Source organism: Pedobacter sp. AC402 (assembly GCF_979252805.1).
In genome coordinates this window covers 431328-458276 of record NZ_CEEDAI010000015.1, presented here as the reverse complement: position 1 = coordinate 458276, position 26949 = coordinate 431328, and the positions used below count along the sequence as shown (strand labels likewise).

19 protein-coding genes and 1 pseudogene are annotated in these 26949 nt (G+C 38.2%); 2 read left to right on the top strand and 18 right to left on the bottom strand.

The window, feature by feature from the left end:
- Positions 1 to 97: 97 nt before the first annotated feature.
- The 18 genes and pseudogenes from rpiA to surE all read right to left on the bottom strand — a co-directional run bounded on the left by rpiA (position 98) and on the right by surE (position 23765).
- A complete protein-coding gene (gene rpiA / locus AC0IWE_RS25710) occupies positions 98 to 787 on the bottom strand; it encodes a ribose-5-phosphate isomerase RpiA (RefSeq protein ID WP_471795266.1) in 690 nt (229 codons plus the stop codon).
- A gap of 303 nt (positions 788 to 1090) precedes the next feature.
- Complete coding sequence (locus tag AC0IWE_RS25705; RefSeq protein WP_471795265.1) at positions 1091 to 1939, bottom strand: c-type cytochrome; 849 nt, start codon at positions 1937 to 1939, stop codon at positions 1091 to 1093.
- On the bottom strand, positions 1863 to 3065 hold the full coding sequence (locus AC0IWE_RS25700; RefSeq protein ID WP_471795264.1) for a PQQ-dependent sugar dehydrogenase family protein: 1203 nt from the start codon (positions 3063 to 3065) through the stop codon (positions 1863 to 1865). The genes AC0IWE_RS25705 and AC0IWE_RS25700 overlap by 77 nt, the downstream gene beginning before the upstream one ends.
- A gap of 11 nt (positions 3066 to 3076) precedes the next feature.
- Entirely contained in the window at positions 3077 to 4486 is a 1410-nt protein-coding gene (locus AC0IWE_RS25695; RefSeq protein ID WP_471795263.1) for a 3-keto-disaccharide hydrolase, read from the bottom strand.
- Positions 4487 to 4633: 147 nt separating this feature from the next.
- The gene (locus AC0IWE_RS25690) at positions 4634 to 6922 is read right to left on the bottom strand and encodes a GH92 family glycosyl hydrolase (protein WP_463496990.1); all 2289 of its coding nucleotides are present in this window, start codon (positions 6920 to 6922) and stop codon (positions 4634 to 4636) included.
- A gap of 40 nt (positions 6923 to 6962) precedes the next feature.
- A complete protein-coding gene (locus tag AC0IWE_RS25685; RefSeq protein WP_463496994.1) occupies positions 6963 to 7634 on the bottom strand; it encodes a basic secretory protein-like protein in 672 nt (223 codons plus the stop codon).
- Positions 7635 to 7916: 282 nt separating this feature from the next.
- The gene (locus AC0IWE_RS25680) at positions 7917 to 8888 is read right to left on the bottom strand and encodes a basic secretory protein-like protein (protein ID WP_471795262.1); all 972 of its coding nucleotides are present in this window, start codon (positions 8886 to 8888) and stop codon (positions 7917 to 7919) included.
- Positions 8889 to 9147: 259 nt separating this feature from the next.
- Positions 9148 to 9888 (bottom strand): ROK family protein, encoded by a 741-nt coding sequence (locus AC0IWE_RS25675; RefSeq protein WP_471795261.1) that lies wholly within the window; start codon positions 9886 to 9888, stop codon positions 9148 to 9150.
- 4 nt (positions 9889 to 9892) lie between these two features.
- Positions 9893 to 10021: a hypothetical protein gene (locus AC0IWE_RS25670; RefSeq protein WP_471795260.1), complete on the bottom strand. Its 129-nt coding sequence runs from the start codon at positions 10019 to 10021 to the stop codon at positions 9893 to 9895.
- Between the two features lie 67 nt (positions 10022 to 10088).
- On the bottom strand, positions 10089 to 12356 hold the full coding sequence (locus AC0IWE_RS25665) for a GH92 family glycosyl hydrolase (RefSeq protein ID WP_471795259.1): 2268 nt from the start codon (positions 12354 to 12356) through the stop codon (positions 10089 to 10091).
- Positions 12357 to 12461: 105 nt separating this feature from the next.
- On the bottom strand, positions 12462 to 14906 hold the full coding sequence (locus AC0IWE_RS25660; protein WP_471795258.1) for a glutaminase family protein: 2445 nt from the start codon (positions 14904 to 14906) through the stop codon (positions 12462 to 12464).
- Between the two features lie 220 nt (positions 14907 to 15126).
- Positions 15127 to 16131, bottom strand: coding sequence for a LacI family DNA-binding transcriptional regulator (locus AC0IWE_RS25655; RefSeq protein WP_055907458.1), 1005 nt, complete (start codon positions 16129 to 16131; stop codon positions 15127 to 15129).
- A 195-nt stretch (positions 16132 to 16326) separates the two neighbouring features.
- Positions 16327 to 17997, bottom strand: coding sequence for a RagB/SusD family nutrient uptake outer membrane protein (locus AC0IWE_RS25650; protein WP_471795257.1), 1671 nt, complete (start codon positions 17995 to 17997; stop codon positions 16327 to 16329).
- Between the two features lie 10 nt (positions 17998 to 18007).
- Positions 18008 to 18478: a hypothetical protein gene (locus AC0IWE_RS25645; protein ID WP_471795256.1), complete on the bottom strand. Its 471-nt coding sequence runs from the start codon at positions 18476 to 18478 to the stop codon at positions 18008 to 18010.
- Positions 18479 to 18652: 174 nt separating this feature from the next.
- A complete protein-coding gene (locus tag AC0IWE_RS25640; RefSeq protein ID WP_471795255.1) occupies positions 18653 to 21166 on the bottom strand; it encodes a SusC/RagA family TonB-linked outer membrane protein in 2514 nt (837 codons plus the stop codon).
- A gap of 211 nt (positions 21167 to 21377) precedes the next feature.
- Positions 21378 to 22482, bottom strand: a pseudogene (lpxB, locus tag AC0IWE_RS25635) (lipid-A-disaccharide synthase).
- A gap of 158 nt (positions 22483 to 22640) precedes the next feature.
- The gene (locus tag AC0IWE_RS25630) at positions 22641 to 22913 is read right to left on the bottom strand and encodes a stationary phase survival protein SurE (RefSeq protein WP_471795254.1); all 273 of its coding nucleotides are present in this window, start codon (positions 22911 to 22913) and stop codon (positions 22641 to 22643) included.
- A 12-nt stretch (positions 22914 to 22925) separates the two neighbouring features.
- Positions 22926 to 23765, bottom strand: a complete 840-nt coding sequence (gene surE, locus AC0IWE_RS25625) for a 5'/3'-nucleotidase SurE (protein WP_055907469.1) — start codon at positions 23763 to 23765, stop codon at positions 22926 to 22928.
- A 224-nt stretch (positions 23766 to 23989) separates the two neighbouring features.
- On the opposite strand from surE, the gene AC0IWE_RS25620 reads away from it, so the two are divergent.
- The gene (locus AC0IWE_RS25620; RefSeq protein WP_471795253.1) at positions 23990 to 26554 is read left to right on the top strand and encodes a M16 family metallopeptidase; all 2565 of its coding nucleotides are present in this window, start codon (positions 23990 to 23992) and stop codon (positions 26552 to 26554) included.
- Positions 26555 to 26558: 4 nt separating this feature from the next.
- On the top strand, positions 26559 to 26924 hold the full coding sequence (locus AC0IWE_RS25615; protein WP_471795252.1) for a hypothetical protein: 366 nt from the start codon (positions 26559 to 26561) through the stop codon (positions 26922 to 26924).
- Positions 26925 to 26949 lie beyond the last annotated feature (25 nt).

Here is a 26949-nt window from a genome sequence, read left to right as displayed (position 1 = left end):
TCACACTGCCCGCTACCTTAACCCTTCAGTTCGCAATAACGTTGGATATGAACCAGTGATAAACAAACTAATGACCAAATGACGAATCAACCAACTACTATTCAAAAATGATAATATCTTTTCCTTCGCTCATAATCACCTTTGAGGTAATATTTACGAAAAGGCCATGGGCGAGCACTCCATTAATCTGATTGAGATCGAATGATAGCTTTTGAGGATCGGCAATTAAGCCAAAGTCTGCATCGATAATCAGGTTTCCGTTATCGGTAATATAATGCTTCTCCCCTGCCAATCTTAATATTGCTTTGCCGCCAAGTTTATTGATTTGGTCTGATACATATTGATAAGCCAAGGGAATAACTTCAACCGGAACAGTAAAAGCACCCAGTTTTTTAACTTTTTTAGAGGCATCGGTAATGACAATGGCATTTTTACTTAAGGATGCGATTATTTTCTCTCTAAATAATGCTCCACCACCACCTTTAATCAGATCGAGGGTCTCTGTAAATTCATCTGCCCCGTCGATACTGATATCAATTTCGCTTATACTTCCAAGATCTAAAATTTGGATGCCCAAAGATCTGGCCAATTCTTCCGTCCGGATTGAACTTGCCGCAGCAGTAATTTTTAGCCCATCTTTTACGCGCTTACCCAATTCTTTAATGGCAAAAGTTGTGGTAGATCCTGTACCCAACCCTACAACATCGCCATCTTTAACAAATTTTACTGCAGCCATTGCAGCCGCCAGTTTTTCTGCATTCTGTTCGGTTTGATTTATCGTAGCCATAAAGTAAAAGTAGGTTTAAATGGTAAATATCCAAAAACGAAAAAAAAATTACATCTGATGCAATAAATCAATTATATAGCGTTTATGTATATGAGAGCGTTAATTTAGATGATGGGGATTCTGCACTTGTGGAATCCCCATTTCTTTTTTAAGTTCTGATTTATATCCGGTAGGTGATGCACTAATTGATAGCGTGAAACCTGAAGAACAGCTTTAATAACCGTATAATGCTCTTAATTTTTTCTTATAAAAATAAAAAACGGCTGGCATTTCTACCAACCGTTCATTAACAACTAATCTAACTTATTTATTTAAGGAATTTATCCATCCTGCAATTTTCAACGCTTCTGCTTTGGTTACCTGAGGCATTGGCGGCATTTCGGTTGAGTAACCCGGCCAGTTTTGCGGTTGTGGGTTATGAATTAACTGAAATATTTTTTCAGGTGAATATTTGCGTTTTGCAATTTCTGCGAAAGGCGGGCCAATCTGTCTTTTGGTTGGATTGTGGCAGGCTAAACAGGTATTTTTAGCGAGCAAACCTTCTACCTCTTTATAAGTTGGTGCCTTTGTTGAAGTAGTAGTAGCAGTAGTAGGTTTTGCTTCGGTTCCTGCTGGTCCTTTTGCTTCCGGGGCTTTACGTAATGTTCCTTTAGGCACAGCGGTTTTCTTTGCAGGCGCAGCTGGAGTTGCCGAATTTTTAGTACTTACCTCGCTGGCAGATAGTTTATTTCCATCCGGAATCTGGTTCAGTGTGTAATAAGCTACAGGATGAATCAATGAGTAAAAACCGTTTTGCGATCTGATTCCATCCAATGTTAAGGTATGAATATAATATTGACGGAGATTAGCAACAATAATTCTGGCTTTTAAGCCATCTGCTGAAACTTTAACACCAGAAATTTTTAATTTCTCCGTATTAACAGGAGGTGAACCATAAACTGGATGGTATTTATAAATGAAACTTTCAACATTGTAAGATGCTAAATCTTCAGCCGATTTACGATCGACAGGCATGGTAAATTCCACTTCAAAACCATCAGGCATTGCCCTTACGGCTTTCATTTCGAAAGGTGTTTTATTGTTGTAAACCAATCTTTCTAAACCTTCGTTTGCGTCGCCTGCAGATCCCCGAACCACGATTGGTTTCTCCAACAAATAAAGATCCGTCAGTACCCCATTCCAATCGCAATACTCCTGAACGGAAACCTTTGCGGAAAAGAAAGGCTGCACCTTGCTCTTCACCTTTTACGGTTTCCATAAAAATTCTTGAAATGATACTCATTCCCTGATCGCCAACTAAAATCTGACCTGCAAATGGACCAAATGTATTTTCAGGAATTTTAACAGGTTCGGCAGATGAGATACCCAAAATACCATAAGGCAACCAAACTGAAGGTAAACGCAGCTCAGGAAACACTTTTTTCATTTCGAATAAGGTTTTGAATTTCTCGTTTACCCTATTTTCTGGTTTGATGTATCTTCCTTCTTCGTTTTTGGTTCTTCGCTCATCTATTTGCGAGTAAAAGAAATCTGACTGTAGTTTAACTGGAGAATTTGGAAGGTTAGTCCACCTTAAACTAGCCGGGTGACCCATAAAATCGCCCTTATTTACTTTCCATAAACCACCTGAACCAACCCAGTCGCCCTGGTTTTCGGTATAATAAAATTTGCCATCAATACTTCCAATTCCTGCCGGCGAGCGGAAACCTGCAGCATAAGGGCTCATTTTTCCATCTTCGGTAATATTCATTGCCCAGCCACGCATCGGCACACGACTTTCGGCGCGCCACCATTCTTCATCGCCAAAAGCAACATTTGCGGTAACCATAAAAGTACCGTCAGGCATTAATTTGGGGCCAAAACTATATTCGTGGTAGTGACCGCTTAAAGGCCATGCATAAACGGTTTCGTACACATCGGCTTTGCCATCCTGATCTTTATCAACCAGTTTAGTTAATTCGCCCCGCTGTGCTACATAGATTGCACCGTTTTTATAGGCTATACCCAAAATTTCGTGTAAACCGTAAGCAAACCTGCGCCAATAGGGCTTTGCACTGGTTGGGTTTTCTACAATGTAAACATCGCCCCTACGGGTAGATATTCCTAAATCTCCATTTGGAAGGGTTATTAAGCCACCAACTTCTAAAATAGGGCCTTCGGGTACGCGTACTTTATTTATTTTGAAAAAATCTTCTTCTTTCGGTGTTTCCTGTGCAAAAACTGTGGTAAAGCTAAAACTTAATGCCAGTATTGCTAATTTTTTAAATGTATTTCTCATTGTGATTCCAATTAAAACAAAATGGTATAATTTAACTTGCTTCCAATAGCTACAATAATCTCTTTTTTACCATCAACATCTCTGATTACCGGCTTTGCAGATCCATCAGCTAATTGGATGTAATAAGATTTATCATCAATCAGGTATAAACCTTTTGTTACCTCTTCGATATTTGAAGCAGTTGCCAATAGGAAATATAAATCTTTTGATGGTTTATCCACTGTAACTTCTCTTGTTAAACCTTGTCCATTTTCCATTACCTTAACGGCATCGGTAACATTTGTTCCATTGATGATATACTTAAATTCCGGGCGGTCTTGTTTATCCATTACATAACCTTTGGTTCTGAAACCAGTACCTGCGGTATCAGCAACCCATTTAGCCTGATCGTTTGTTAATTTTGCAATGGCCAGGATAGGTTTTTGGGTAAAACGGGTTACACTGCCCAAAGCACGCGAAGTTCCGTTTCCACGGCCATCCCACATTGGTGTAGCATCTATAAAATCGCCATGCCATCCTTGCAATAGGGTTCCATTATCTAAATCATAGCTATAAGCAGTTTTTTCTGGTCCACCTACCGATATGGCATGTACCGAACGTACGCGTGGTGCCACATCAACAAAGCTTCTAATCATATTGTTGCTTGCCGCCTCGATATAGATTGGATCTGCACCCCCGTTTTGATTTGCTTTAGGAATTTCTGATAGTTCTTTAATTTCGATATTTCTGAATGCTACCGAACCGTGATCGCCCTGCAAACGCAAAGGGCCTTTTGCTTTTTCAGCACCGGCTGCTCCTCTTGTTGCGCCGAATAGTTCAACATTTTCGTGAATAAGCACACCATTTAATTCTACACTGATGATTTTAGCATTCTGGGTTTTTGTTCCGGAAGCATCAAATTTTGGTGCCTGGAAAATGATTTTAATGTGTTGCCATAAACCTGGTGCTTTACTGGCATTCTGACGTGGTGCAATGCCTCCAAATCCCTTTTCTGCTTCTGGTTTGCTGTCATCCCAACGCTGGTAAATGCCACCGTTATTTGATGATGTTGCATTTTTTAATCCCCATGCATCATCAATCTGAATTTCATAATTGCCTTGAAGGTAAATTCCTGAATTTGTTCCTTTTGCAGTTAAATAATCCAGTTCTACTGCTACATCACCATACTCATTAACCGTGTATAAATCTGCTCCGGCTTTTTTCGCTGTAGATTGATTAACGAGAATACCTTCACCTTTGGTAGTTTTTAAAACATTTTCGGCATTAAGATCAGTAACAACATTTTGTGCTAATGACCATGAATTTGAAGGATTTTTGAAGGCTGATAGATCTTTGAGATCAATACGCTGGCCAAATGCCAGCAGGGTTCCGCATAGCCAGACAATGGCTGTAAAACCCGTCTTCGAGACGTTGATGTTCATATATTTGGTTTTAGTTTGGCCTTAATTAAGAACCAATTGTTATTTTAAAATGAGACTGTATCATAAAGTTGAATTCCAATTAATCATGCACAGTGCTTATCCGCTCTTTATGACAATTTTATTTTATGATACAGTCTTAATCTTTTTCTATTTTTCTGTTGATAATGAATAAGGGAAATCAGCAGGATTTGAACCTCTGGTTTTGTTAGGCGTGGCAGTCATATTGAAATTGAGCACGGCACCTTTTTGTAAACCACTATGGCTAATCCAGTTTTTAGAATAAGGCTTACCATTCATTTGCAACGATTGTACATAACGGTTATTATCGCTATTTGCAGCAGCATTTATGACAACAGTTTTACCGTTTTCTAAAGTTACTGTTACCTTTTTAAATAAAGGTGCGCCTAAAACATATTGATCTACAGCTGGTGTTACCGGGTAAAAACCCATGGCCGAAAATACATACCATGCAGAAGTTTGTCCGTTATCTTCGTCACCACAATAACCATCAGGAGTGGCTTTGTACATCCTGTTCATGGTTTCTCTCACCCAATATTGTGTTTTATAAGGTGCACCACCATAATTATAAAGGTAAATCATGTGTTGAATCGGTTGGTTACCATGAGCGTACTGACCCATGTTTGCAATTTGCATTTCACGAATCTCATGAATTACGCCACCATAAGCACTTTCATCAAATACCGGAGGCATAGAGAAAACTGAATCCAATTTAGTTACAAATTTACTGTGGCCGCCCATTAATTTGGCTAAACCATCAATATCCTGAAAAACCGACCAGGTATAGTGCCAGCTGTTACCTTCAGTAAATGCACCACCCCATTTAAATGGACTGAACGGACTTTGGAAAGTTCCATCCTGATTTTTACCACGCATTAAACCAGAAGCCGGATCGAAAAGATTTTTATAATTCATGGCTCTTTTCTTGTAAATATCAATTTCTGATGCCGGTTTGCCTAAAGCTCTTCCCAATTGATAAATGGTGAAGTCATCATAAGAATATTCTAAGGTTTTAGCTGCATTTTCGTTCTTTTTAACATCAAAAGGCACATAACCCAGTTCGTTGTAATATTTAACCCCATCACGGCCCACCGCTTCCATCGGGCCTTCGTTGTTGGCACCATGTTTTAAAGCAGACCATAAAGTTTCGATATCATAACCTCGCATACCTTTAATGTAGGCATCAGAAACAACTGAAGCTGAGTTGTTACCCACCATAATATTGGCATAACCTGGGCTGCTCCACTCTGGCAACCAACCACCTTCTTTATAATCGTTGATTAACCCTTGCTGCATTTCTTTGTTGATTGAAGGATAAACCAGGTTTAAGAAAGGATATAAAGCCCTAAAAGTATCCCAGAAACCGGTACCAGCGAACATATAGCCTGGTAATACCTGACCGTTATATGGGCTCCAGTGTACAATCTGGTTCTGTGCATCAACTTCGTATAATTTATTTGGGAAGAACAATGTGCGGTACATCGCCGAATAGAAAGTACGTGTTTGATCGATTGTACCACCTTCTACGCTGATTTTGCTTAAAGTTTTGTTCCATGTTGCGCGGCCTTTTGCTTTTGTAGCATCGAAACCATCATTGGCCAACTCTCTTTTCAAGTTTAAATCGGCTTGCTCAAAACTGATAAACGAAGAGGCAACTTTTGCAATTACCTGCTCGCCTTTTTGAGTGGCAAAACCGATTACTGCACCTGCATGATCTACTGTTAACTCTAAATCTTTATCATTTAATTTTTTATCATCCCAGGTTTTAGCCAGTTTAAAATCTTTATTAAAATAGATTACAAAATAGTTTTTGAAGTTTTTAGGCAGCGGACCACGGGCATATTTTGTAGTATAACCAATGATTTTTCTTTCTGCCGGAATGATTTTAATATACGAACCCTTGTTTTGGGCATCTACAACTACATAAGAACTATCTGTTTTAGGAAAAGTAAACCTAAATTGAGCTGCTCTTTCTGTAGGGGTAATTTCGGTGGTTACATCAGCATCTGCTAAATAAACGCTATAATAATATGGTTTAGAAATTTCAGCTTTGTGGCTGAACCAGCTTGCGCGATCATCATCAGTAAACCTAAGCTTACCCGTTACAGGCATGATAGAGAAAGCACCGTAATCGTTCATCCATGGTGATGGTTGGTGGGTTTGTTTAAAACCTCTGATTTTATCTGCATCGTAAACATAAGCCCATCCATCGCCGTTTTTACCGGTTTGTGGCGACCACATGTTCATTCCCCATGGTAAACCGATTGCCGGATAGGTATTCCCGTTTGATAAATCCTGTTTGGATGCTGTTCCCATTAATGGGTTTATCCAATCAACAGGATCTGTAATTTTCCCTATTGTTTGCGCAAAGCTGGTTGATGCCGCAACACTCAATAAGGCGATAAGTAATTTTTTCATTTGTTGTGTTTGTGTTTTTTTATATGCTTGGAATTATTTTTTAAACTTCAGAATTTTTAACGTAATCTGCCCATAGTGCATCCAAATCTTTACCTGTTAATTTTTCCCAGATATTTTTGGTGTAGGTATGATCTCTTAATGCGGCATCTACAGCTTTAATGGTACCTGGCTTTACATTTTTCTCCATCCAGGCAAAAAATGCAGCGGTAATGCGGTAGCTGTTTTTATAAGAATGATCTGGCTTTAATGCTGGCAGCGACCATTTGGCACCTTCATTATCTACACCGAATTTGTAACGTGCATAATCTGCAATACCTTCTGTTAACCAACCCGGGCCAACACTCCTTCCGTAATCCTGTACAATGTGCATCACTTCGTGGGTAACCACATCAATATCTTCAGGATGCTTTATCATCCACATCGAACTGAAGGTTACTTTGCCATCGGCAGTTGCGGCAACACCATCGTAAGCGGTATCAACAAAAAACTTTACCTCTTTAACGGTTGATGGATTGTATTCTTTAGCCAGTTTAGGATAAACTTCGAAGAAAGTTTTGATCAAACGTTTTTTCAGTTGAGGATCAAGTGCTGCAAAATTACTCTCGAAAGAAAGCGTATAACCGTTTTTTTTGGTAATTTCCTGTGCTTTTAACTGTATGGAAAAAGTAGAAACAAGGGCTGCGAAAATGGTAAGAATAAATATTTTTTTCATTTATTAGGGATATTATTACTTTGGTTAGCGTATTTAGTTCTGCAAAATAAATATAATATGTAAAACGTTTTAGTAAATATTCAAAAATTTTACTTTAGTGATGGTTATTTTTACAAAACAGCGGTCGTAATTTTGAGCAGACCCGAAAGCTAGCGGGTTCAACGGAGTGTTCAGCGAAGCTAAACCTGTCTAGATAAATTTCTTTTTGGTATGTATCCAAAGAGAATTCAAGTTTGCCTGGGCACATCGCTTGTAAAACTTGACTTCTCTATAAATTTCTTTTTATGATTTCTTACTGCTGTAGGAAAGGGTTACTTTTTGGGGTTCTTTGCCATAATCGGCCCAAAGCTGATCTAGTGTTTTTCCAGTTAAAGCTGTCCACGATTGTTCAGTATACTGATGTGCCTTCAACTGCTGATCTAAGGTGGCAATTAATCCGGGTTTTACATTTTGTTCTAACCAGGCAAAAAAGCGGGCGGTAATTCTATAACTATTGGTATAATTTTGCTTTTCGGTGTAGGCTGGCAGGCTCCATTTAGAACCCACATTATCTACACCGTATTTATAACGTACATAATCTGCAATGCCTTCGGTTAACCACACCGGGCCAGCGCTATATCCATACCCTTGTACAATGTGCATGGTTTCGTGTGTTACCACATCAATATCGGTTGGATGTGCTTTCATATAACCCGCGCTAAAAAGAATTCTGTTTCCGCTAGCTTCGGCAACCGCTTTGTAGGCAGTATCTACCACAAATAATACATCGTGAGTAGATTTTTCGTTAAAGGTTTTAACCAAAGTTGGGTAAATTTCGAAATAGGTAGAAATGAGGTTTTTCCTCACCGCAGGATCTAAATTTGGATCTTTGCTGATAAAAGTTAAGGTATAGCCTTTATGTTTTTCTTTGCTGTAAGAAACCCAGTTTTTGGAAAGTGCTGTAAACAATTCTTTTTCAATTTTCTTTTGAGATTTGTTTTTAACCCATTCGCTGTTTACCTTAATTTCTCCTGCTTTAGCCTTAATGGTAGGCGTTTCACTGTTGGCAAAAGTTAGTTCGGCTTTTCTCTTGGTCCGGTAGCCGTCTGCCATGGCAAATTTTGGGTAAACATGATTAAAGGCTGTATCCAGTTTAACTTTGGTTTTTGCATCAACAACATTATTTTCATCGCTGATGGTTAACCGATAACCTCTTTCCTGAGCAAGTACACTTAGTGGCCCTAACAGTAATGCTATGATTAAAAATTTTTTCATTGTGGTTTATTGGTGTGTTTAGGATCTATATGAAAATATAAAACGCCTAAATAAACCTGATTAATAGCTACACTAAAACGTTTTATTAAGCAATGATAAGCATATTCTTGCAGATGAAAAATTTATTTTATTTTTTTTAGTAACTCACGCTCGAAATACGCACCAATTAAGGTAATCCAGAAGAGAAACGGGCAATAATACCGCCGTATTGTATGGGAAGAAATTTACTGCAGAATAAGCATCCTGCAGTAATATGAGGTTATGTTAAACTTAAATCGCAACAGCTGGCTGCACCTATAAGTGCTGCGTGCTCTTTAAGTTCTGAAATTTTAATTTCGGTATCAATACCATTTCCCTTTAGGGTAGCAATTAATTCTGGAGCGAATGCATTGAATGATTGGGCAATATTACCACCAACAATAACGGTATCAATTTTATGTTTTTTAATAATCGGGATTAAAAACTGCGCAAGGTTGTAGCCAAACTCCATAAAAACCATGGTTGCAAAATGGTCGGTTTCTACAATTTCTACCAATTCCTTAACGCCGTCAACTTCTTTTCCGCTTAATTGCTTAAAACGTTTTACGAACCAGCGTGTAGAGAGGTAGTCTTCTGCAATTCCGTCTAAAAATTCAGAATTCCAGAGGTCTGCATCAAATGCTTTATAATTTAAACAAAGTGATGATCCCAGGCCCGTGCCAAGCGTTAAACCCAATACACTGGCATTGCCTTTTGCGGCCCCGGCAAAAACCTCGCCCTGAAGAAAGCCTGCGGCATCATTTATAAAATGAATGTTATCGGTAGGAATTGCCAAACGTTTGGCCAATTCTTCTTTAACATTTACCTGGTAAAGTGACTTAAATTTATCCTGATCTTTAATCAGCGAAATGCCCTCGTCATAATTAAATGGCCCAGGCATTGCAATTCCAACATTTCTCGATCCGTTTTTAACGTTTTTAAAAGCCTTGCTGATGATTTCACACCATGCTGATAAAATCACTTCTTTATTCTCGCGAGTTCACAGGGCTACGCTTGATGGAATCCTTCACCAAAGTTCTTGTTTCTAAATCCACCAATGCGGCTGTAATGTGCGAGCCGCCAATATCTACACCTAATGCAACAGGCTTTTCCATTCTATATATATTTCTGTTATTTATTCTACTATCCTATATTAATTCGCCAAAAGTAGCGATTCAATATCTATTTACTGAGCGAAAATGGCTTATCTTCTTCCAATAACCCTCTTTTTAACGAAGGTTTAACATTCATTTCCAATTTTAACACGCCACCTTTTAAAATATCACTGTGGTTGATGAAATTTTTTGTGAAGTTTTTGCCGTTCAGTGTTGCATTTTCTATATAAACGTGAGATTGATCATTTGCGGGTGCCTCTATCACGAATTTTTTACCATTTTCTAAATTGATGGTCGTTTTTTTAAATACCGGACTTCCTAAAACATACTCTCCTGAACCTGGAGTAACACTATAAAACCCCAAAGCACTTAAAACATACCAGGAAGAAGTTTGCCCCTGATCTTCATCACCCGGATAACCGTTTTCGGTAGCATCATAAAGTTTGTGCATCACCTCACGGGCATGAAATTGAGCTTTCCAGGGTTGATTGGCATAATTATACAGATACACCATGTGCTGTATGGGTTGGTTTCCATGGGCATATTGACCCATATTGGCCATCACCATTTCAGTCATTTCGTGAATCATACCACCATACGAGCCTACATTTACTTTATTGGGTTCGGTAAATACAGAATCCAATTTTGCTGTAAAAAGGTCGTTCCCTCCCATTAAATTAATCAGGCCCTTTGTATCCTGAAAAACCGACCATTGCCAGTGCCAGGCATTGCCTTCGGTAAAAGGACCGCCCCACTCTGTCGGGTCGAAATTTGGCGTCCACTTGCCTTCTGCATTTTTGCCCCTCATAAACTTGGTTGAAGCATCATAAACATTTTTATAATTGTACATCGGCTTTTCGAAAAGCTCCATGTAATGTTTATCACCGGTCATTTTGGCCAATTGGTATGCACAGTAATCATCGTAGGCATATTCTAAAGTTTTTGCGGTAGCCTCTCTATATTTCGGATATGGAACGTAGCCTAACTGGTTATATTCTGTAACGCCATCTCTTCCGTTTGCTGGCCCCCAAGGCCCCTTATTCATTGCTTCATGGTAATAAGCATCCAATGCCTTCTTAGGATCAAAGGTTCTGATCCCTTTTGCCCAGGCATCAGCCAATAAAGAAATGGCATGGTTACCGATCATACTTCCAGCTTCGCTAGGGAAAGACCACGAAGGCAACCATCCACATTGTTCATAAGCATCGAGCATGGCTTGCATGTATCGACCATGCATTTCGGGCTGTAGCAAAGTATTTAATGGAAACTGTGCACGGAAAGTATCCCAGAAACCGGTATCGGTAAACATATAACCGTTGTGTACTTTACCATCGTAAGGACTAAAATAATAAGGTTTGCCGGCTTCATTAATTTCATAAAATTTTCTGGAAAACAAACTCGCCCTGAAAAAGCACGAATAAAAAGTTTCCATATCTGCTTTAGAACCACCTTCTACTTCTACCTTACCCAGCGATTTATTCCATACCGCAGCGGCATTTTTCTTTGTATCTTCTACTGTTTTATCGTTGCCTAATTCCTGTTTTAAATTCAGTTCGGCCTGTTTTAAACTAATGTAGGAGGAAGCCGTTTTCACCTGAACTTTTGAGCCCGATTCAAATTGCACAAATGCACCTTTTCCTAATCCTTCGGCTACCAGCGAATCTTTATTTACTGTATTACGTTTGTTTTCCCAGGTGCCGTAAGATTTGATCGGCTGATCGAACTGGATGACGAAATAACTTTTCCAGCCCCTTTTAAAGCCTTCTCCATTGTTTACCCAACCGGTTATTTTATTTTCTTTCGGATAAATCTGAACACCGCTCAACCTGGTATATCCATCTAACACTAAAAAGCTCCTTTTACCTTTTGGATAGCTGAAACGGAGGTGCGCTCCACGTTCTGAGGGCGAAATCTCTGTTGTGATCTCGTTTTCGAAGGTTACTTTATAATAATTTGGTTTTGCAATTTCATCTTTATGGCTAAATTTTGCCTCCCGCTGATTTTCATCCACAATCAGCTCATCAACCACTGGCATTAACGAAAATACAGCGTAATCTCTGGTCCATGAGCTGCACTGATGTGCTTGCTGAAATCCCCTGATTTTATCTTTAAAATACTGGTATTTCCAGCCATCGCCATTTCTCCCGGTTTGTGGAGTCCAGGTGTGCATACCAAAAGGTAATGCAGTTGTGGGATAGGTGTTTCCACGTGTGAGTTCATGCTTGGAATTGGTGCCCTGAAGGGTGTTAACATAGTGAACCCAATCTTTCTGCTGCGCTGATATACCTTGGGCGGCCATGCAGCATAAAATTGTTGTAATTAATTTAAGTTTCATTGTTTGTTTGTGTGTGTTTTTTCAGCCCGTGATAATCAGATTGCATATTTTAAAATTTGCTTTTGCCTGTATTTGTACTAATCCAGGCGAAAACTAAATCATGATTTATTTAATATTCCATTTATCGGCCAGCATTTTAATAAAATAACCTCCAACAACGCTTCGTGCCTGGAAACCTACCATTTTACCGTTTGTGGTTTCATGCCAATCGCTTAAAGGAACCTTGCTTTCTGTTTCAGTAGCAAAACGGTAAATCGGTTGAATAAATTTTTGAAAGTCGGCGTCATTATCGGCTAAGGTAGCCGTCCACATAATCCAATCTGATTTGGAGTAAGTTTTACGGCTGTCTAATGGTAAGCCAAAATCTTTTTGCTTGGTGAGGTAAAAATTAATCTCTTTTTTGTATAACTCTTTCGGAAAAAGATCGAGTTTTAACAACTTATCCCATACCAGGTTATACTTCTGGCTCCAGGTATTCTTATCATTAAAGGTTAAGGCGTAGTGATCACCATCATCCGCAAGTTTCATCCAGTTCTGCGCCATCTGTAAAGCAGCTGTTCTGTATTTTGTAGCGATATCGGTTTTACCTAACAATTGCGCCATTTGCGCATAACCGCCTAAAGCCACAATTGCCTTTACCGATAAGTTGGCGTTGCGGGCAAGGTGACCTGCAAAATCATCAGTACACAATTGGTTGGCAGGATCGAAACCTTCTCTTAAAAGATAATTTGCCCAAACGGACAGCACTTCCCAATGTTTTTCGGCATACTTAGCATTGCCCTCGGCTTTGGTAATGGCTGCAGTTAAAATAATCATATTACCAGCTTCTTCTACAGGCATATCTTCGCCATAGGTTTGTCCGTTTGCCAGTGGATAAGTACCTAAATCGTGTGCAGCAAAAGGTTTTTTCCATTTTCCGCTTTCTGAATAATAAAAGATGCCATTTAGCATTCCTTTTAGCAATTCAGGATTATATACTAAAAATTGCGGTGCCGATGGGTAGGTTACATCCACCGTATTGATTGATCCGTTGCTAAAGTTTTCTTTTGATAAAAAAAGAATATCGCCATTAGGCGCATAAACAATTTTATGTGCGGCAATAGCCTGCCTGTAAGCCAATTTGCACATTGCGGCGTATGCTTTGCCACCTGCTTTTTCGGCATCGCTATAAAGTTTGGCATCAAAAACTGCACACTTATTTTTTAATACTGGGTATTGCGTGTTTGCCTCGGCCAATTGATCTTCAAATTGCTGGCTGCCTGATTTTCTCCAAACCGGAGATAGTTTTTCGCCAAAATATTCAACCGATTTTAAATCGTCATAACCAATCATAACGTATTTTTCTACCTCTGTTGAAGACACCTGGCCAAAAGGAATTACGCTACAAAGATTTAAATTTTTCGAGTTGGAAACCTGATTCTGACTAGGATATTGAGTACTCATGAAACTTTTTAAACTTTCATTTTCTGTCGCTATAAATTGAGTGGCGTTAAATTTGGTTGGAACGGCTACATATAAATAACCCCAATCAATACGCACATCATCACCGCGTTTTTTGAGTACAGGTTGCTCCACAGTGCCAGTTTTTAATATAGAAAGGCTGTTTTTTGAAGTTTTCAACGCAGAAACAGGTTGATTTGGGGTATTTACGGCAATATTTGATGAAGCTCCAAAGAAAACATCAACTTTATGCAATTTGCCATCAGTAGATTTTACCGCATAATTTATGTAACTGATTGGCCTGGCGGTTAATTTAATATCATTAAGCAATAATGGCGAGGTAAAACTCACTTGTAATTCTACCTTACCTGCTGTAAAAGTATATTTTGTGGTGGTAGCCTCAATTTTTACATTGGTTTGAGTGGCAGATGCAATTGTTACATTTTTTGTATCCTCCTCCACTATTCCGGCATCCAAATGCCTGCCACCAGCGGTATTTTTGCAATGGATGGCCAATACATTTTTTCCTTTTTGTAGTATGCCATCTTCAATCGGCAGGTAGATGTAATCTGAAACCCATCCACTTTTTCTGTAAATAAGCTTACCATTTAAATACACCTGCACATTATCATCATGGTTAAGTTTAAGGTACTTTTTAGCTGTGGTTGGATTTGCAACATCAAAAGTTCTTCTAAAATAAAGATCGTCGGTATTCCATTTTGTTTTGTCGGCACGGTCATCACCAAATGGTGCTTCGCCCTTTTTCCATGCAGCATCATTATATGTTACGCTTTCCCAATCGCTTTCTGATTTATCAAAAGTATAACTGGCCTGGTATTTTAATTCATCTGCGGCAGGCAGAATAGAAATGTAATTTTTGGTTTCCTCACCCAAAAAGCGATAAAATTGATCGTCAACTTTTATAACTCCTAATAGAGATTGTTCTTTCCCTGTCCAATGTTTAGTTACGGATTTGTTTAATCCATCGCCGAAAGACCAGATGCTGAAATAGGCATCGTGTGTAATTAATGGATAAGCTGGGGCTTTGTCTTGTGCTTTAACTGAAAGTCCTAAAAACAGACATAGCAATAGTAAGGAAAGGTTTCTCATAGATAAATATTTGGTTCATTGTAAAATAATAAATCGTTTTACTTGATTTATTCACCAGATATTTATTCTAAATGAAGAATTTAAACAAGGTAGATAATTCTGCTTTAGCTGATTTTTGTAAGCGAAAGCCACATTAAAGTAAAACGTTTTACTAATTCAATATTAGAGAAATTAAAATCATATTAAAATAGCCTTTCGTAACATTTAAGTTACTACGCAATTAATCCCTGATGATGAGTCTGGCAGGAATGATAACCTGTTGGTTTTCGATTTTGGTTTTGGATGACAGTTGTTTAAGGATCAACTTGATTACATTTTCGGCAATTTCTTCTAACGGCTGCTGAACGGTAGAAATACCAGGAGTATGCAGTTCAAAAGCTTCGTGATCATCGTATGCAATTACAGCGAAATCATCTCCAATTTTCTTATTGATCTTTTTGAGAACTTTTAAACCACTTATGGCTAAATAATTGGTTGCAAAAAGAACAGCATCAACCTTTTTATTTTCCAAAAGGACTTTAATCTGTTCAATTGTTTCACTTTCTTCCTGATTGAAGTGAATTTTTAAAACGAGGCTTTCATCATATTTAATCCCGTTATCTTCGAGTGCTTTTTTGTAACCCTCATAACGTTCTACGATCTGCTCAACATTAATATCAGTGGTAACCAATGCAATGTTCTTTTTGCCCTGATCGATAAAACTTTGGATCGATTGATGGGAAGCATTAAAATGATCAGCACCTACGTAACTGGTATTAACATCTGGTAAATTCCTATCGAATAAAATTACAGGATTACCATCGTCTATAAGCATTTTTATATCTTCTTCTATCCCTTTAATTGGCGAAATAATATATGCATCAACTTTACGCGATTTAAACATATTGATTAATTCTTTCGCTTTTTCTACACTATTTTCGGTGCTTGAATAAATAATCTTATATCCTTTTTTGTAAGCCTTATCTTCTATTAACCTGGCTATCCGGGAGAAAAATGAATTGGAAATATCTTCAATAATCAGTCCGATAATATTCGAGTTACCTGTGCGTAAACTTCGCGCAATCTGATTTGGCTTATAACCGCTTTCTTCGATAATTTTTTTTACTTTCTCAATTACCGCCTCACTTATCGATTTCTCCTTTGCTTTACCGTTAATAATAAAAGACACTGTGGTAATGGATACGTTTGCTTTAACAGCTATATCTTTGATAGAAAGCGATTTCATTTGGTTGGAATTCTTTTAAGTAAACAATTAAAAGCTAAACAAAAACTACTGTTTTTAAATTTTAGCCCATTATAAAAGATGCAATTTAGCATTTTTTATATTAATCATTTTAGAAACGGCTTTTAATTGCCGTCCATTTTAATTATGTCGGTTTAAAACAACAAAAGGCACTATTTAAGTGCCTTTTGGACGGAATTAATATCCCGGATTTTGTTTAAGTTTCGAATTTAGGTCTATTTGCCGCTGTGGAATTGGGAATAGATTTCTATTGGCTGATGATGGATTGTGGTCCCACCACTTGGTTGTTGTGAATTTCCCAAACCTAATCAGGTCATTTCTTCTAAAGCCTTCAAAAATAAATTCTCTTCCTCTTTCTGCCAAAAGCTCGTCTAAAGTTAAAGTTGCAGTGGTATATGCATGGCTTGGCCATGTTGTTTTAGTATATGCCCTTTTTTTGACATCGTTAATTAAGGTTACGGCATCGGCAGTTGCAACACCTCCATTTTTACGCATTAAGGCTTCTGCCTTAGCAAAATAAACCCAGGTTAAACGGTAAATGTTCCAGTCGGTATTGTTGTAATTTGGATCAGGCAATACAGGGATGGTATCTGTTCCTTTAACAACATAACCAGGAATCGAATTTCCTAATTTATATTTGTTAAAACGTACACCACTATTCTCTTCTCCTTCGCTCATGTTTGAAACAGTAGAATTTTTAGAGTTTTTTTGGATGTTATCAACAAATACGAGTGGTTTACCTGCATATTCTACAGTTCCTTCTACTGGTGCTTTCGGATTTGCAAATTTAAATTGTGGACCAATAAGCAACCATTCTTTTTTCCTTAAATCATCATCATCATAAGTTGTATATACACCTGGGATCAATACCACACCATCGTTACCATTTCTACCACCGCCATATATGTCTTTTTGGGCAAAGTGGAAAAAATCTGCTGCAAAACCCGGTTCAAAATTGGCCCGCTTATAATCGTATGCGATTGAAAAAATCACTTCTTTTGATAAATCATTAGTGGTATTGAACTGGTTTACAATATTGGTATCTAAAGCCATGGTACCGTTCTGGCCACCAGCCTGATTGGTTATCAATTTATCAGCGGCAGCAATACAATCATCCCAACGCGGTGTACCTGTCCAGGTTTCGGCATTCAGATAAAGCTCTACCAGCATGGCATAACCACCAGCCTGGGTCATTCTGCCTAGCATTGAACGCGAAAGCTTTGGTGTTTTTTCAATATTTTCCCTGATTTCTTTCTCTATAAAATCAAATACTTCTTTTCTGCTTGCTGTAGCAGGATATTCGCTTGTAGGTACACTGCCTGTTGGTACGTTAAGGCTTATGGGAATATTGCCAAACAAATCCATCAGCTTTAAATAATGGAATGCCCTAAGGAGTTTCAGCTCAGCGATATAGGAGTCTTTTTCAGCTTGGGTAATGCCCATTTCCGAAATACTTCTGTTTTCGAGATTTTGTATCGGGCTATTGCACAAGCCCATTCCCCAATACATTAAGTTCCATGCATTGTTATATCCTGATTCATCAACTGTCCAACTGTGATAATGCAACCTTTTCCATTGGCCTCCATCTTCACCATGCGGGCCTTTGGTTGGCCAGGCCAACTGATCTGCAGAAAGCTCGGCCATTCGCCACCAACCATTTTGTCCGGCCGGGGCAACCCATGCATTTGCATGTGTATATGGACGAAGTACCGCCGATAAAACTTCATTTTTATTGGTATAGAAAACATCTGCCGGAATCTGGTCGTAGGCATTTTCATCTAGTTTAGTACAGGAGAAGCCTAGTCCTACAAGCACAAACAACACTATATATTTTAAATTCTTTTTCATGATATTAAGTTTAAAAGCCAAGGTTTAGTCCGAACAAGAATGACCTGGTACTTGGGTATGCATTTCTGTTATCAACACCAGGACCTAAGCCAGAATCGAGCACGAAATCAGGATCGTTTCCGGTATAGCCTGTAATTGTAATTAAGTTTTGGCCGGTGGCGTATACCCTTAAATTACGGATCAACTTTGTTTTTAACTTAAAGTTGTAACCGATTGTGATCTCATCAATTTTAAGGTTTGTACCATTTTCCAAATAATAATCAGAATACTGGTAGGTATCATTAATCTGGCTGTACTTATCGAATGCTGAACGCAAGTAGTTACTTCCTTTGATGGATGGGTTACCATAGGATAATGCTGTGGTATTTAAAATTTGGTAATCAAATTTTCCTCTTACAAACATTCTGAAATCCCAGTTTTTGTACGCTAGATTTGCTGTAAATGAGGCATAATATTTAGGTATGGCATTACCGATGCGCACCAAATCGGTAAGGTTGGGATCTTTTGAATAGTTTATCTGATCATTGCGAACAGCAACACCGTTTCTATTGTAGAATAACCATTTTCCCTGTGCATCAAAACCTGCGAAACGTTTACCCCAAAACTCTCCGAGTGGAGCACCTTCGTAAGTGGTAATGGCATCGCCTAAATCGCCTTAGCCACCAATACCGCCAAATGTTTTATATTTAACATCAAAAATATCGTTAGAATAACTTACCAGCTTATTGCTTAAGGTACTTCCTGTAAAATCCATGCTAAAAGTTAAATCCTTTGTTTTAATGGCTTCATAGCTTAAAGCCAATTCGATACCTTTAGATGATATTGTACCCACATTGGCATAAATATTTGATAACACATAAGGTGGTTGTGGCGTAGTGTACTGATCTAACAAATCTTTGGTTGTACGATCGAACACATCCAGGGCACCTTTAAGCTTACTGTTAAACAGGGTAAAATCGGCACCAATGTTTAATTCCCTTTTGGTTTCCCATTTTAGATCAGGGTTTACATTTGTTGTTGGTCCATAAGTTTCGCGGTATGTTCCATCTGGATAGATGTACCTACCACCACCACCTAAAACTACCCTCGAGGCATTATTTGAGAAACCGGAATTACCTGTTACCCCATAACCCGCACGTAATTTTAAATAATTAACCCATTTAATGTCTTTCATAAAATTCTCGTCAGATATGTTCCATCCAACCGAAACTGCCGGGAAATTTCCCCACTTGTTGTTAATACCAAAACGGGATGAACCTTCATGTCTTAAAATCAACTGCAATAAATATTTATTATTGAAAGCATAGTTGATCCTTCCAAAAAAAGCAATCAACGTATTGTCGTTTTTAAAACTTGTTGCTGTGGCTCTTCCATCGGTTAAGGCGATACCGGTAGTCAGGTTATCCTCATGAAACTGATCGTTTATGAAACCACGGTTACTTGCCGATTGTCCTTCTTCTACATTGTACCGATAACTGTATCCGGCTACGGCAGAAATGGAATGCTTTTCTTTAATAATGGTGTTGTATTGTAAGGTAGGTTCGAAAGCAAAAGCCTGCGATAAGAAATTTCCCTTACTTGCGTAGCCACCGCCAGGATAGTCAGCATCCTCTACAGAACGTTCAGAAAAAATAGATGCCCAAGCCCCATCGGTATAACTATCGCGCTGAACAGATCCGAAAATTGATCCCTTTAATCCTTTTGCCAAATCTATATCTGCTTTAATATCTGCAGAGCTTGTTTGCTGTTGCCTTTTGCTTCTTTCTTGCTGTAACCGGGCATATTGGTTTGTACTTTGGTTATCAAAATAAAAAGTGCCGTTTGGATTATAGATTCTTTTGGTTGGATTTTTAACCAGTTCTTCTTCCCAACCACTCCCGCCTAATGTATTTGCATTGTTGAAGTTGGAAGCCAGGTTCATTTGAATATTTAATTTATCGTTAAAACCTTTCTGGTTTACATTTAACCTAACGGTATATTCTTTTCTGCCATTTTCTAAACCAATGCCTTGCAAATCACGATAATTTAAACTTGCACGATAATTTGTATTATTTGTACCGCCGGATAACGAAAGATTATGATTTTGAGACAAGTTATCTTTATTGATCAAACTGCCATACAAATCTTCATTTCCTCCATAATCCTGCGCATCCAGAGCTTTAGAATTAATTTTTTGTCTAAACTCATCTACAGATAGAAAATCCAATCTGTTCTGAATGTATTCTTTACGGAAATAAGTGGAGTAATTAAATTGTGGTGCGCCGGGTTTTCCTTTTTTTGTAGTGATTAGAATTACACCAGCATTTGCGCTGGTACCGTAAATTGCCGCACCAGAACCATCTTTAAGTACATCAACCGAGAGTATATCATCCTGTTGCAACAGATCGGGGTTACCACCCGGGATACCATCAATTACAAATAATGGGCTCGAGCTCCCTGTTACAGTTACCGCACCCCTAAGCTGTACGTTTACGCCAGAATTTGGATTGGAACCGCTCGTTCGCGTAAGGTTTAAACCAGCAACTTTTCCCTGTATCAGATCGAGCGGATTACGCGCGCCGCTTTGTCGAAATTGTGCGGTATCTACGTGTGCAACTGATGAGGTAACTTCTTTGGTTTTCAGTGTACCATATCCAACTACCACAACATCACTTAAATTTTGTGCTCCTGATGGCGCCAGGCTAACTGTTAAGGGTGCAGCCCCATTACCCGCCGGAACAGATTTGCTTTGATAGCCGATATAACTGAATACCAGCACATCTGTTGGCGAAGTTACATTGATACTGAACTTACCGTTTTCTTGTGTTACGGCACCGCCGGTTTTGCCCTGGATTTTAATCCCGACGCCAGGTAAACCGATTTTCTTCTCATCCACAACAATACCGGTAATTGTTTTTTGCGATGCAGCTGTTGCGGGTGCAGCTGTAGTTGCAGGCGTTGTGGCTGCAGGCACTGGTGCAGGGGTAGTAACCGGCCGCGCACCACCCAAAGGATTCGCAGGTGCTTTTACCGTATCGGCAGGCTTTGCAACAGGAACTTTTTTGGTTGTGTCTTGTTTTTTAGTTGTGTCTTGCTGAAAATAATAGCGGTTAAAATTCTTTTTTTCGCTCGTAATTTTTGCAAACAACTGGGGGCTTGAAAGTAGGAACAGGCATAGGAATCCTGACATCCTGAGTAAAATGTTTCTCATTGGCACTCACTAGTTTAGTTTATAATTAGTTACGCAATGCGGCCAACCTTTTACCAAATTAATAAGAGCGATAAGAATTAATTAGTGTGACTTAGGATTTCCGCAAAACGATTTAGTAACGCCTTAAACAGTGTTTTGTTTTAAAAAAAATGAAAAAACCTTAAATTGTTACGTTCGCGGAATGCCTAACTTAATGGAGATACTTAGAAATTAATCCAGCTGTTTTTGCAGAAGCTCCAGGTTTTCCCATGAGTAAAAGTAGCTCATCGTAATGCTTTAACATCTCATTTCTACCTGCTCCATTTAAGATAATCTCGAGTGCTGCGTTTACTTTTTGAGTATTGCAATCTTCCTGAATAAGTTCGGTTACAATTTTTTTGTTTACAATGAGGTTAACCAATGAAATGAACTTAATTTTTACCAGCATCCTGGCAATTGCTATCGAAATTGTACCTCCTTTATAAACTACAACCTGAGGTATTTTAAACAAGGCGGTTTCGAGTGTAGCCGTTCCTGAAGCTACAATTGCAGCATGGGCATGGTGCAATAAATTATAAGTGTTGTTAAAGAGTAAATGAACATTCTTATTGCCGGTAAACTGGCGGTAATAATTTTCGTTAAAAGTTGGTGCAGCAGCAATGGCAAAAATATAATCAGGGTAATTTTCGGTAATGCTTAACATTACCGGAAGGCAGGCGTTCTATTTCCTGTTTGCGGCTACCGGGCAATAAAGCAATAATTTTCCCATTGCCCAGCCGATTATTTTCGCGGAAATTTAAATCGGGTGTAAATTGTGCAATTTCATCTAATAGCGGATTACCAACATAATCTACTTTCATCCCCCACTCATTGTAGAAATCTACTTCAAAAGGCAAAATGCAGAACATGTGATCTACTACCCTCTTGATTTTCAGTACCCGCTTTTGATTCCAGGCCCAAACTTTAGGCGAAATATAATAACAAACCTTTATACCATTTGCTTTTGCAAACTCCGCAATTTTTAAATTAAAACCCGGAAAATCGATCAGAATCAGCACATCGGGTTTCCATTGTAGAAGATCTTCTTTACAAGCTTTGAGATTTTTAAATATGGTTCTTAAATTTAACAACACTTCTGTAAAACCCATAAAAGCCATATCGGCATAATGTTTTACCAATCCGCCACCCTCGGCCTGCATTTTATCGCCTCCGAAATACCTGAATATAGCTTCGCCATCCTCAATTTTTAAGGCTTTCATTAAGTTGGCACCATGTAAATCGCCAGAGGCTTCTCCGGCTACGAGGTAGTATTTCATGTTATAATTTTTATAGAAAAAACGTCATTGTATGTAAGAAATAAACAATCGTCATTGCCGCGTAGGCGGGAATCTTAAAGCTTATAGCATTAGGATTCCCAATCAAGTTGGGAATGGACGAACCGACTTGATCAGTCATTGTCACTCTTGTAATTCTCTTAAAAAACCTTATAAGCAAAAAACACAAAAGCACATAAAAATGTTGCGGCCAATATGCCCCTGCCAATATTTTCTTTATTGTACTTAAAAAAGTATTGCATGGTGTAAGCATTTATAGCAATGCCACCAATGTACAACAAATCGGCTTTTGCAAGGTAGTTAACATGGTTAATAATGTACCAGGCAATTGTGCAAAGTATTGCTGGCAGCAATAAGCCAACACCTAAGCCTACCCAAACGGAATTGTTCAATTTTTTTAAATGATCAATCATCACAACCAAAAATTAACCTAAATTAATTCCATCTGGTGCAGAAACTTTGCTTCCAGAAGTTTTATCATCCTTATTACCGATAAAATCCCAACTGTTAAGGGTTTGTATGGCATGGTGCGCCGTTAAATCGAACTGTACCGGAACGATAGAGACGTAGTGATGTGCTAAAGCCCAAACATCGGTATCTTCACCTTTGTCAAAATTTTCGAAAACCCCTGTTAACCAATAATATGGGCGTTTATAAGGATCTGTCCGCTCATCAAATTCTTCCATCCATTTGGCATTGGCCTGGCGGCAGATTTTAACGCCCTTTAAATGATCTCCTTTCGGGAAATTCACATTTAATAAGGTGCCCTCTGGCAAACCATTGGCCAAAACCTGCTCACAAATGTTTTTAATGTATTTTTTAGTATGGCTAAAATCAGCATCTGCAGCAAAATCATCCAAAGAAAAACCGATAGAAGGGATTTTTTCAATTGCACCTTCTACCGCAGCCGACATGGTTCCTGAATACAATACGTTAATCGAATTATTTAAGCCATGATTGATTCCTGACACACATAAATCAGGTTTTTTACCTTTAAAAATCTTATTCACTGCAATTTTAACGCAATCAACAGGTGTTCCGCTGCATTTATACATTTCAACACCTTCGTAAAGCTCTACTTTATCAAAACGGATCGGTTTACCTATTGTAATGGCATGTCCCATTCCACTTTGTGGGCTATCTGGCGCAACAACAACAACGTTACCCAGTTCCTGCATTACTTCCATTAAGTTTTTAATACCTGTAGCTGTAATTCCATCATCGTTTACAACTAAAATATTTGGTTTTGTGCCCTGTTTTGTCATGGCGGTAAAAATACAGATTATAATTTCAAGGCACAATAAACGGTGATTTATATGCAAAAATCATTTATTCCTTAATTTTTAGTTTTGGAAATCAAAATTATTTTCATTCAATAACAGAAAGCATATATATTTGAATAAATAACTTATTAAAAATGAACGCTGTATTTGGATTTTTCCTTTAACTGCCAGATACCCACTCATTATCATAAACCAAAACAAACTCAATGAAATTGAAACTATTTACTTTGGCTTGTTTTCTAATTTCAGGTTCTTTAGCGAAAGCACAAACAACCTACCAATGGAAAACAGGAACTTCTGGTGGCTATACGTACAAGTATGTAACCAACGACCCGACTAAAACACGTTTTTATACCCTAAAAAACGGTTTAACCGTAATTTTATCGCAAAATAACAAAGAGCCAAATATTATCTACAAAATGGCCGTAAGGGCGGGTAGCAATACCGATCCACGTACAAATACTGGTTTGGCGCACTATTTAGAGCACCTTTTATTTAAAGGAACAGATAAATTCGGAACATTAAATTACGCCAAAGAAAAACCGCTTTTAGATAAAATTGAAGCACTTTACGAAACGTACAACAAAACAACCGATCCGGCAAAACGTAAAGAAATTTATAAGGAAATTGATAAAACATCTGGTGATGCCTCTAATTATTCTATCGCAAATGAATACGATAAAATGATGAAATCGATCGGCAGTAACTCCACAAACGCACATACTTCTGTAGAAGAAACCGTTTATGAAGAAGATCTTCCTTCAAATGCCATCGATAAATTTTTAGCTGTACAGGCAGAACGTTTCCGCGCACCTGTTTTCCGCATCTTCCACACCGAACTGGAAGCTGTTTATGAAGAGAAAAACATTGGCATGGATAACGATAGCCGTAAAATGTATGAAAAAATGCTTTATGCTTTGTTTCCAACACATAATTACGGACAACAAACAACCATTGGTACCATTGAGCATTTAAAAAACCCATCCTTAATCGAAATCAGGAAATATTACAACAAATATTATGTGCCTAACAACATGGCGCTGATTATGAGCGGTGATATTAACTACGACGATCTGATTAAAAAAATTGATAAAGATTTTGCCTACATGGTATCAAAACCTTTATCGCTTTATAACCCTGCACCCGAAAAACCTTTAACTCAGGTTCAAAAGGTTGATATTTACGGTCCGAGTGCTGAGAACTTATACGTGGCCTACAGAGGTTTTGCGCAAAATACACATCAGAGTTTGTTGTTAGATTTAATTGGTAGCATTTTGGCCAATGGCAAAGCGGGTTTAATGGATATCAACATCAATAAACAGCAAAAAATGTTAAGGGCAAGTGCCGGTTACAACTCGATGAAAGATTATGGAATCTTCATTTTATCTGGTTCACCAAAAGCAGGACAAAGCCTGGAAGATGCTCAAAAGCTATTGTTAGAACAGGTTGAATTACTTAAAAAAGGCGAATTTGATGAAAGCTTGATTAAAGCTACAGTGGCCAACATTAAATTGGCAGAACTACAGAGTTTTGACAATAATGATGTTCGCGCAGATTTTGCTATGAATGCTTTTATCCAGAACCGTGGTACAGAGTGGGATAAAACCCTGGCCTCTACCGATGCAATGGCTAAAGTAACTAAAAAGGAGATTGTAGATTTTGCCAATAAATTTTTCATCAATGATTATGTTTCCATCTTAAAACATAAAGGCGAAGATAAAAGCATTGTTAAAGTTGAAAAACCAACCATTACCGCTGTAAAAACAAATGTTAATGAAGTTTCTCCTTTTACGAAAGACATTATTGCAGCTCCGGTAAAACCCATTGCACCTAAATTTTTGGATTACACTAAAGACCTCAATTTTGGTAAAGCAGGTATTGCTGATGTAATTGCAGTGCAAAATACGGAGAATGGAATCTTCCGCATGAGCTACCGTTTTGATATGGGTTCTTACAACTACAAGTTATTGCCTTATGCTGCTCAATATCTATCTTTTTTAAGCACCGATAAATATTCGGCTGAAGATATCAGTAAAGCTTTTTATAACATTGCCTGTAGCTATAGTGTTAACGTAGGTACTGATGTAACAACCGTTTCGATCAGTGGGTTACAAGAAAACTTTGATAAAGCGGTTGCTTTACTTGAAGATGTACTGGCGAACTGCAAACCAAACGAAAAAGCCCTTGAAGATTTAAAAGGGCGTTTATTAAAATCGAGAGATAATGCAAAATTAAACAAATCATCAATTTTGGGTGGTTTAATGAGTTATGCACAATTTGGCGCCGATAATCCATTTAATTATGGATTAACCAATGATGAGATCAAGAATATGAAATCAGCCGATCTGATTTATATCCTTCATAACCTTACCAATTATAAACATACCATAACGTATTATGGTCCAAAAACTTTAGCAGCATTTTCTGCAGATATTGTGAAAGCACATCCATTGGCGAAAGAATTTACCGATGCAGCGCCAATCAAGAAATTTGTTTACACCAAAACCGATTCAAACAAAGTATACTTTGCTGATTACGATATGGTGCAGGCAGAAATCCGCTGGGTACGCAACGGTGGATTATATGATCCTACTAACGCTGCTAAAATTGCTTTATTTAACAATTATTTCGGTGGTGGCATGGGTTCTGTAGTGTTCCAAACCATCCGTGAATCTAAAGCACTTGCCTACTCTACTTTTGCAGTATATTCTTCTCCAAATACCAAAGAAAAAAGAAAATTCGATTATTGCTTACGTAGGTGCACAGGCTGATAAAATGAATGAAGCAGTTGCGGGAATGAATGAATTATTGACAACGCTGCCAGAATCTGATAAATCGTTCGATTTATCTAAAACCAATTCATTAAATGGTATTGAAACAAGCCGCATTACAAAAGATGGAATTATTTATAGCTACCTGGCAGATAAAAAATTAGGTTTCGACCATGATTCGAGAATTGATGAATATGCCAACTTAAAACCATTGACATTTAATGACGTAAAATCTTTCCACCAAACCAATCTTTCTGGCAAACCTTACACGTATTGTATCGTTGCTTCTGAAAAGAAAATCAACATGGCTGATTTAGCGAAATTTGGTCCGGTAACTAAATTAAGTTTAGAACAGATTTTTGGATACTAATAAGATTACGGATAGAAAGCGGAGG

Bases quoted from the DNA above. Each gene is read 5' to 3' on its own strand.
- rpiA (WP_471795266.1), bottom strand. From the start codon at position 787: ATGGCTACGATAAATCAAACCGAACAGAATGCAGAAAAACTGGCGGCT.
- AC0IWE_RS25700 (WP_471795264.1), bottom strand. From the start codon at position 3,065: ATGAGAAATACATTTAAAAAATTAGCAATACTGGCATTAAGTTTTAGC.
- AC0IWE_RS25695 (WP_471795263.1), bottom strand. From the start codon at position 4,486: ATGAACATCAACGTCTCGAAGACGGGTTTTACAGCCATTGTCTGGCTA.
- AC0IWE_RS25690 (WP_463496990.1), bottom strand. From the start codon at position 6,922: ATGAAAAAATTACTTATCGCCTTATTGAGTGTTGCGGCATCAACCAGC.
- AC0IWE_RS25685 (WP_463496994.1), bottom strand. From the start codon at position 7,634: ATGAAAAAAATATTTATTCTTACCATTTTCGCAGCCCTTGTTTCTACT.
- AC0IWE_RS25680 (WP_471795262.1), bottom strand. From the start codon at position 8,888: ATGAAAAAATTTTTAATCATAGCATTACTGTTAGGGCCACTAAGTGTA.
- AC0IWE_RS25670 (WP_471795260.1), bottom strand. From the start codon at position 10,021: ATGGAAAAGCCTGTTGCATTAGGTGTAGATATTGGCGGCTCGCACATT.
- AC0IWE_RS25665 (WP_471795259.1), bottom strand. From the start codon at position 12,356: ATGAAACTTAAATTAATTACAACAATTTTATGCTGCATGGCCGCCCAA.
- AC0IWE_RS25660 (WP_471795258.1), bottom strand. From the start codon at position 14,906: ATGAGAAACCTTTCCTTACTATTGCTATGTCTGTTTTTAGGACTTTCA.
- AC0IWE_RS25655 (WP_055907458.1), bottom strand. From the start codon at position 16,131: ATGAAATCGCTTTCTATCAAAGATATAGCTGTTAAAGCAAACGTATCC.
- AC0IWE_RS25650 (WP_471795257.1), bottom strand. From the start codon at position 17,997: ATGAAAAAGAATTTAAAATATATAGTGTTGTTTGTGCTTGTAGGACTA.
- AC0IWE_RS25640 (WP_471795255.1), bottom strand. From the start codon at position 21,166: ATGTCAGGATTCCTATGCCTGTTCCTACTTTCAAGCCCCCAGTTGTTT.
- AC0IWE_RS25630 (WP_471795254.1), bottom strand. From the start codon at position 22,913: ATGATTGATCATTTAAAAAAATTGAACAATTCCGTTTGGGTAGGCTTA.
- surE (WP_055907469.1), bottom strand. From the start codon at position 23,765: ATGACAAAACAGGGCACAAAACCAAATATTTTAGTTGTAAACGATGAT.
- AC0IWE_RS25620 (WP_471795253.1), top strand. From the start codon at position 23,990: ATGAAATTGAAACTATTTACTTTGGCTTGTTTTCTAATTTCAGGTTCT.
- AC0IWE_RS25615 (WP_471795252.1), top strand. From the start codon at position 26,559: ATGAATGAAGCAGTTGCGGGAATGAATGAATTATTGACAACGCTGCCA.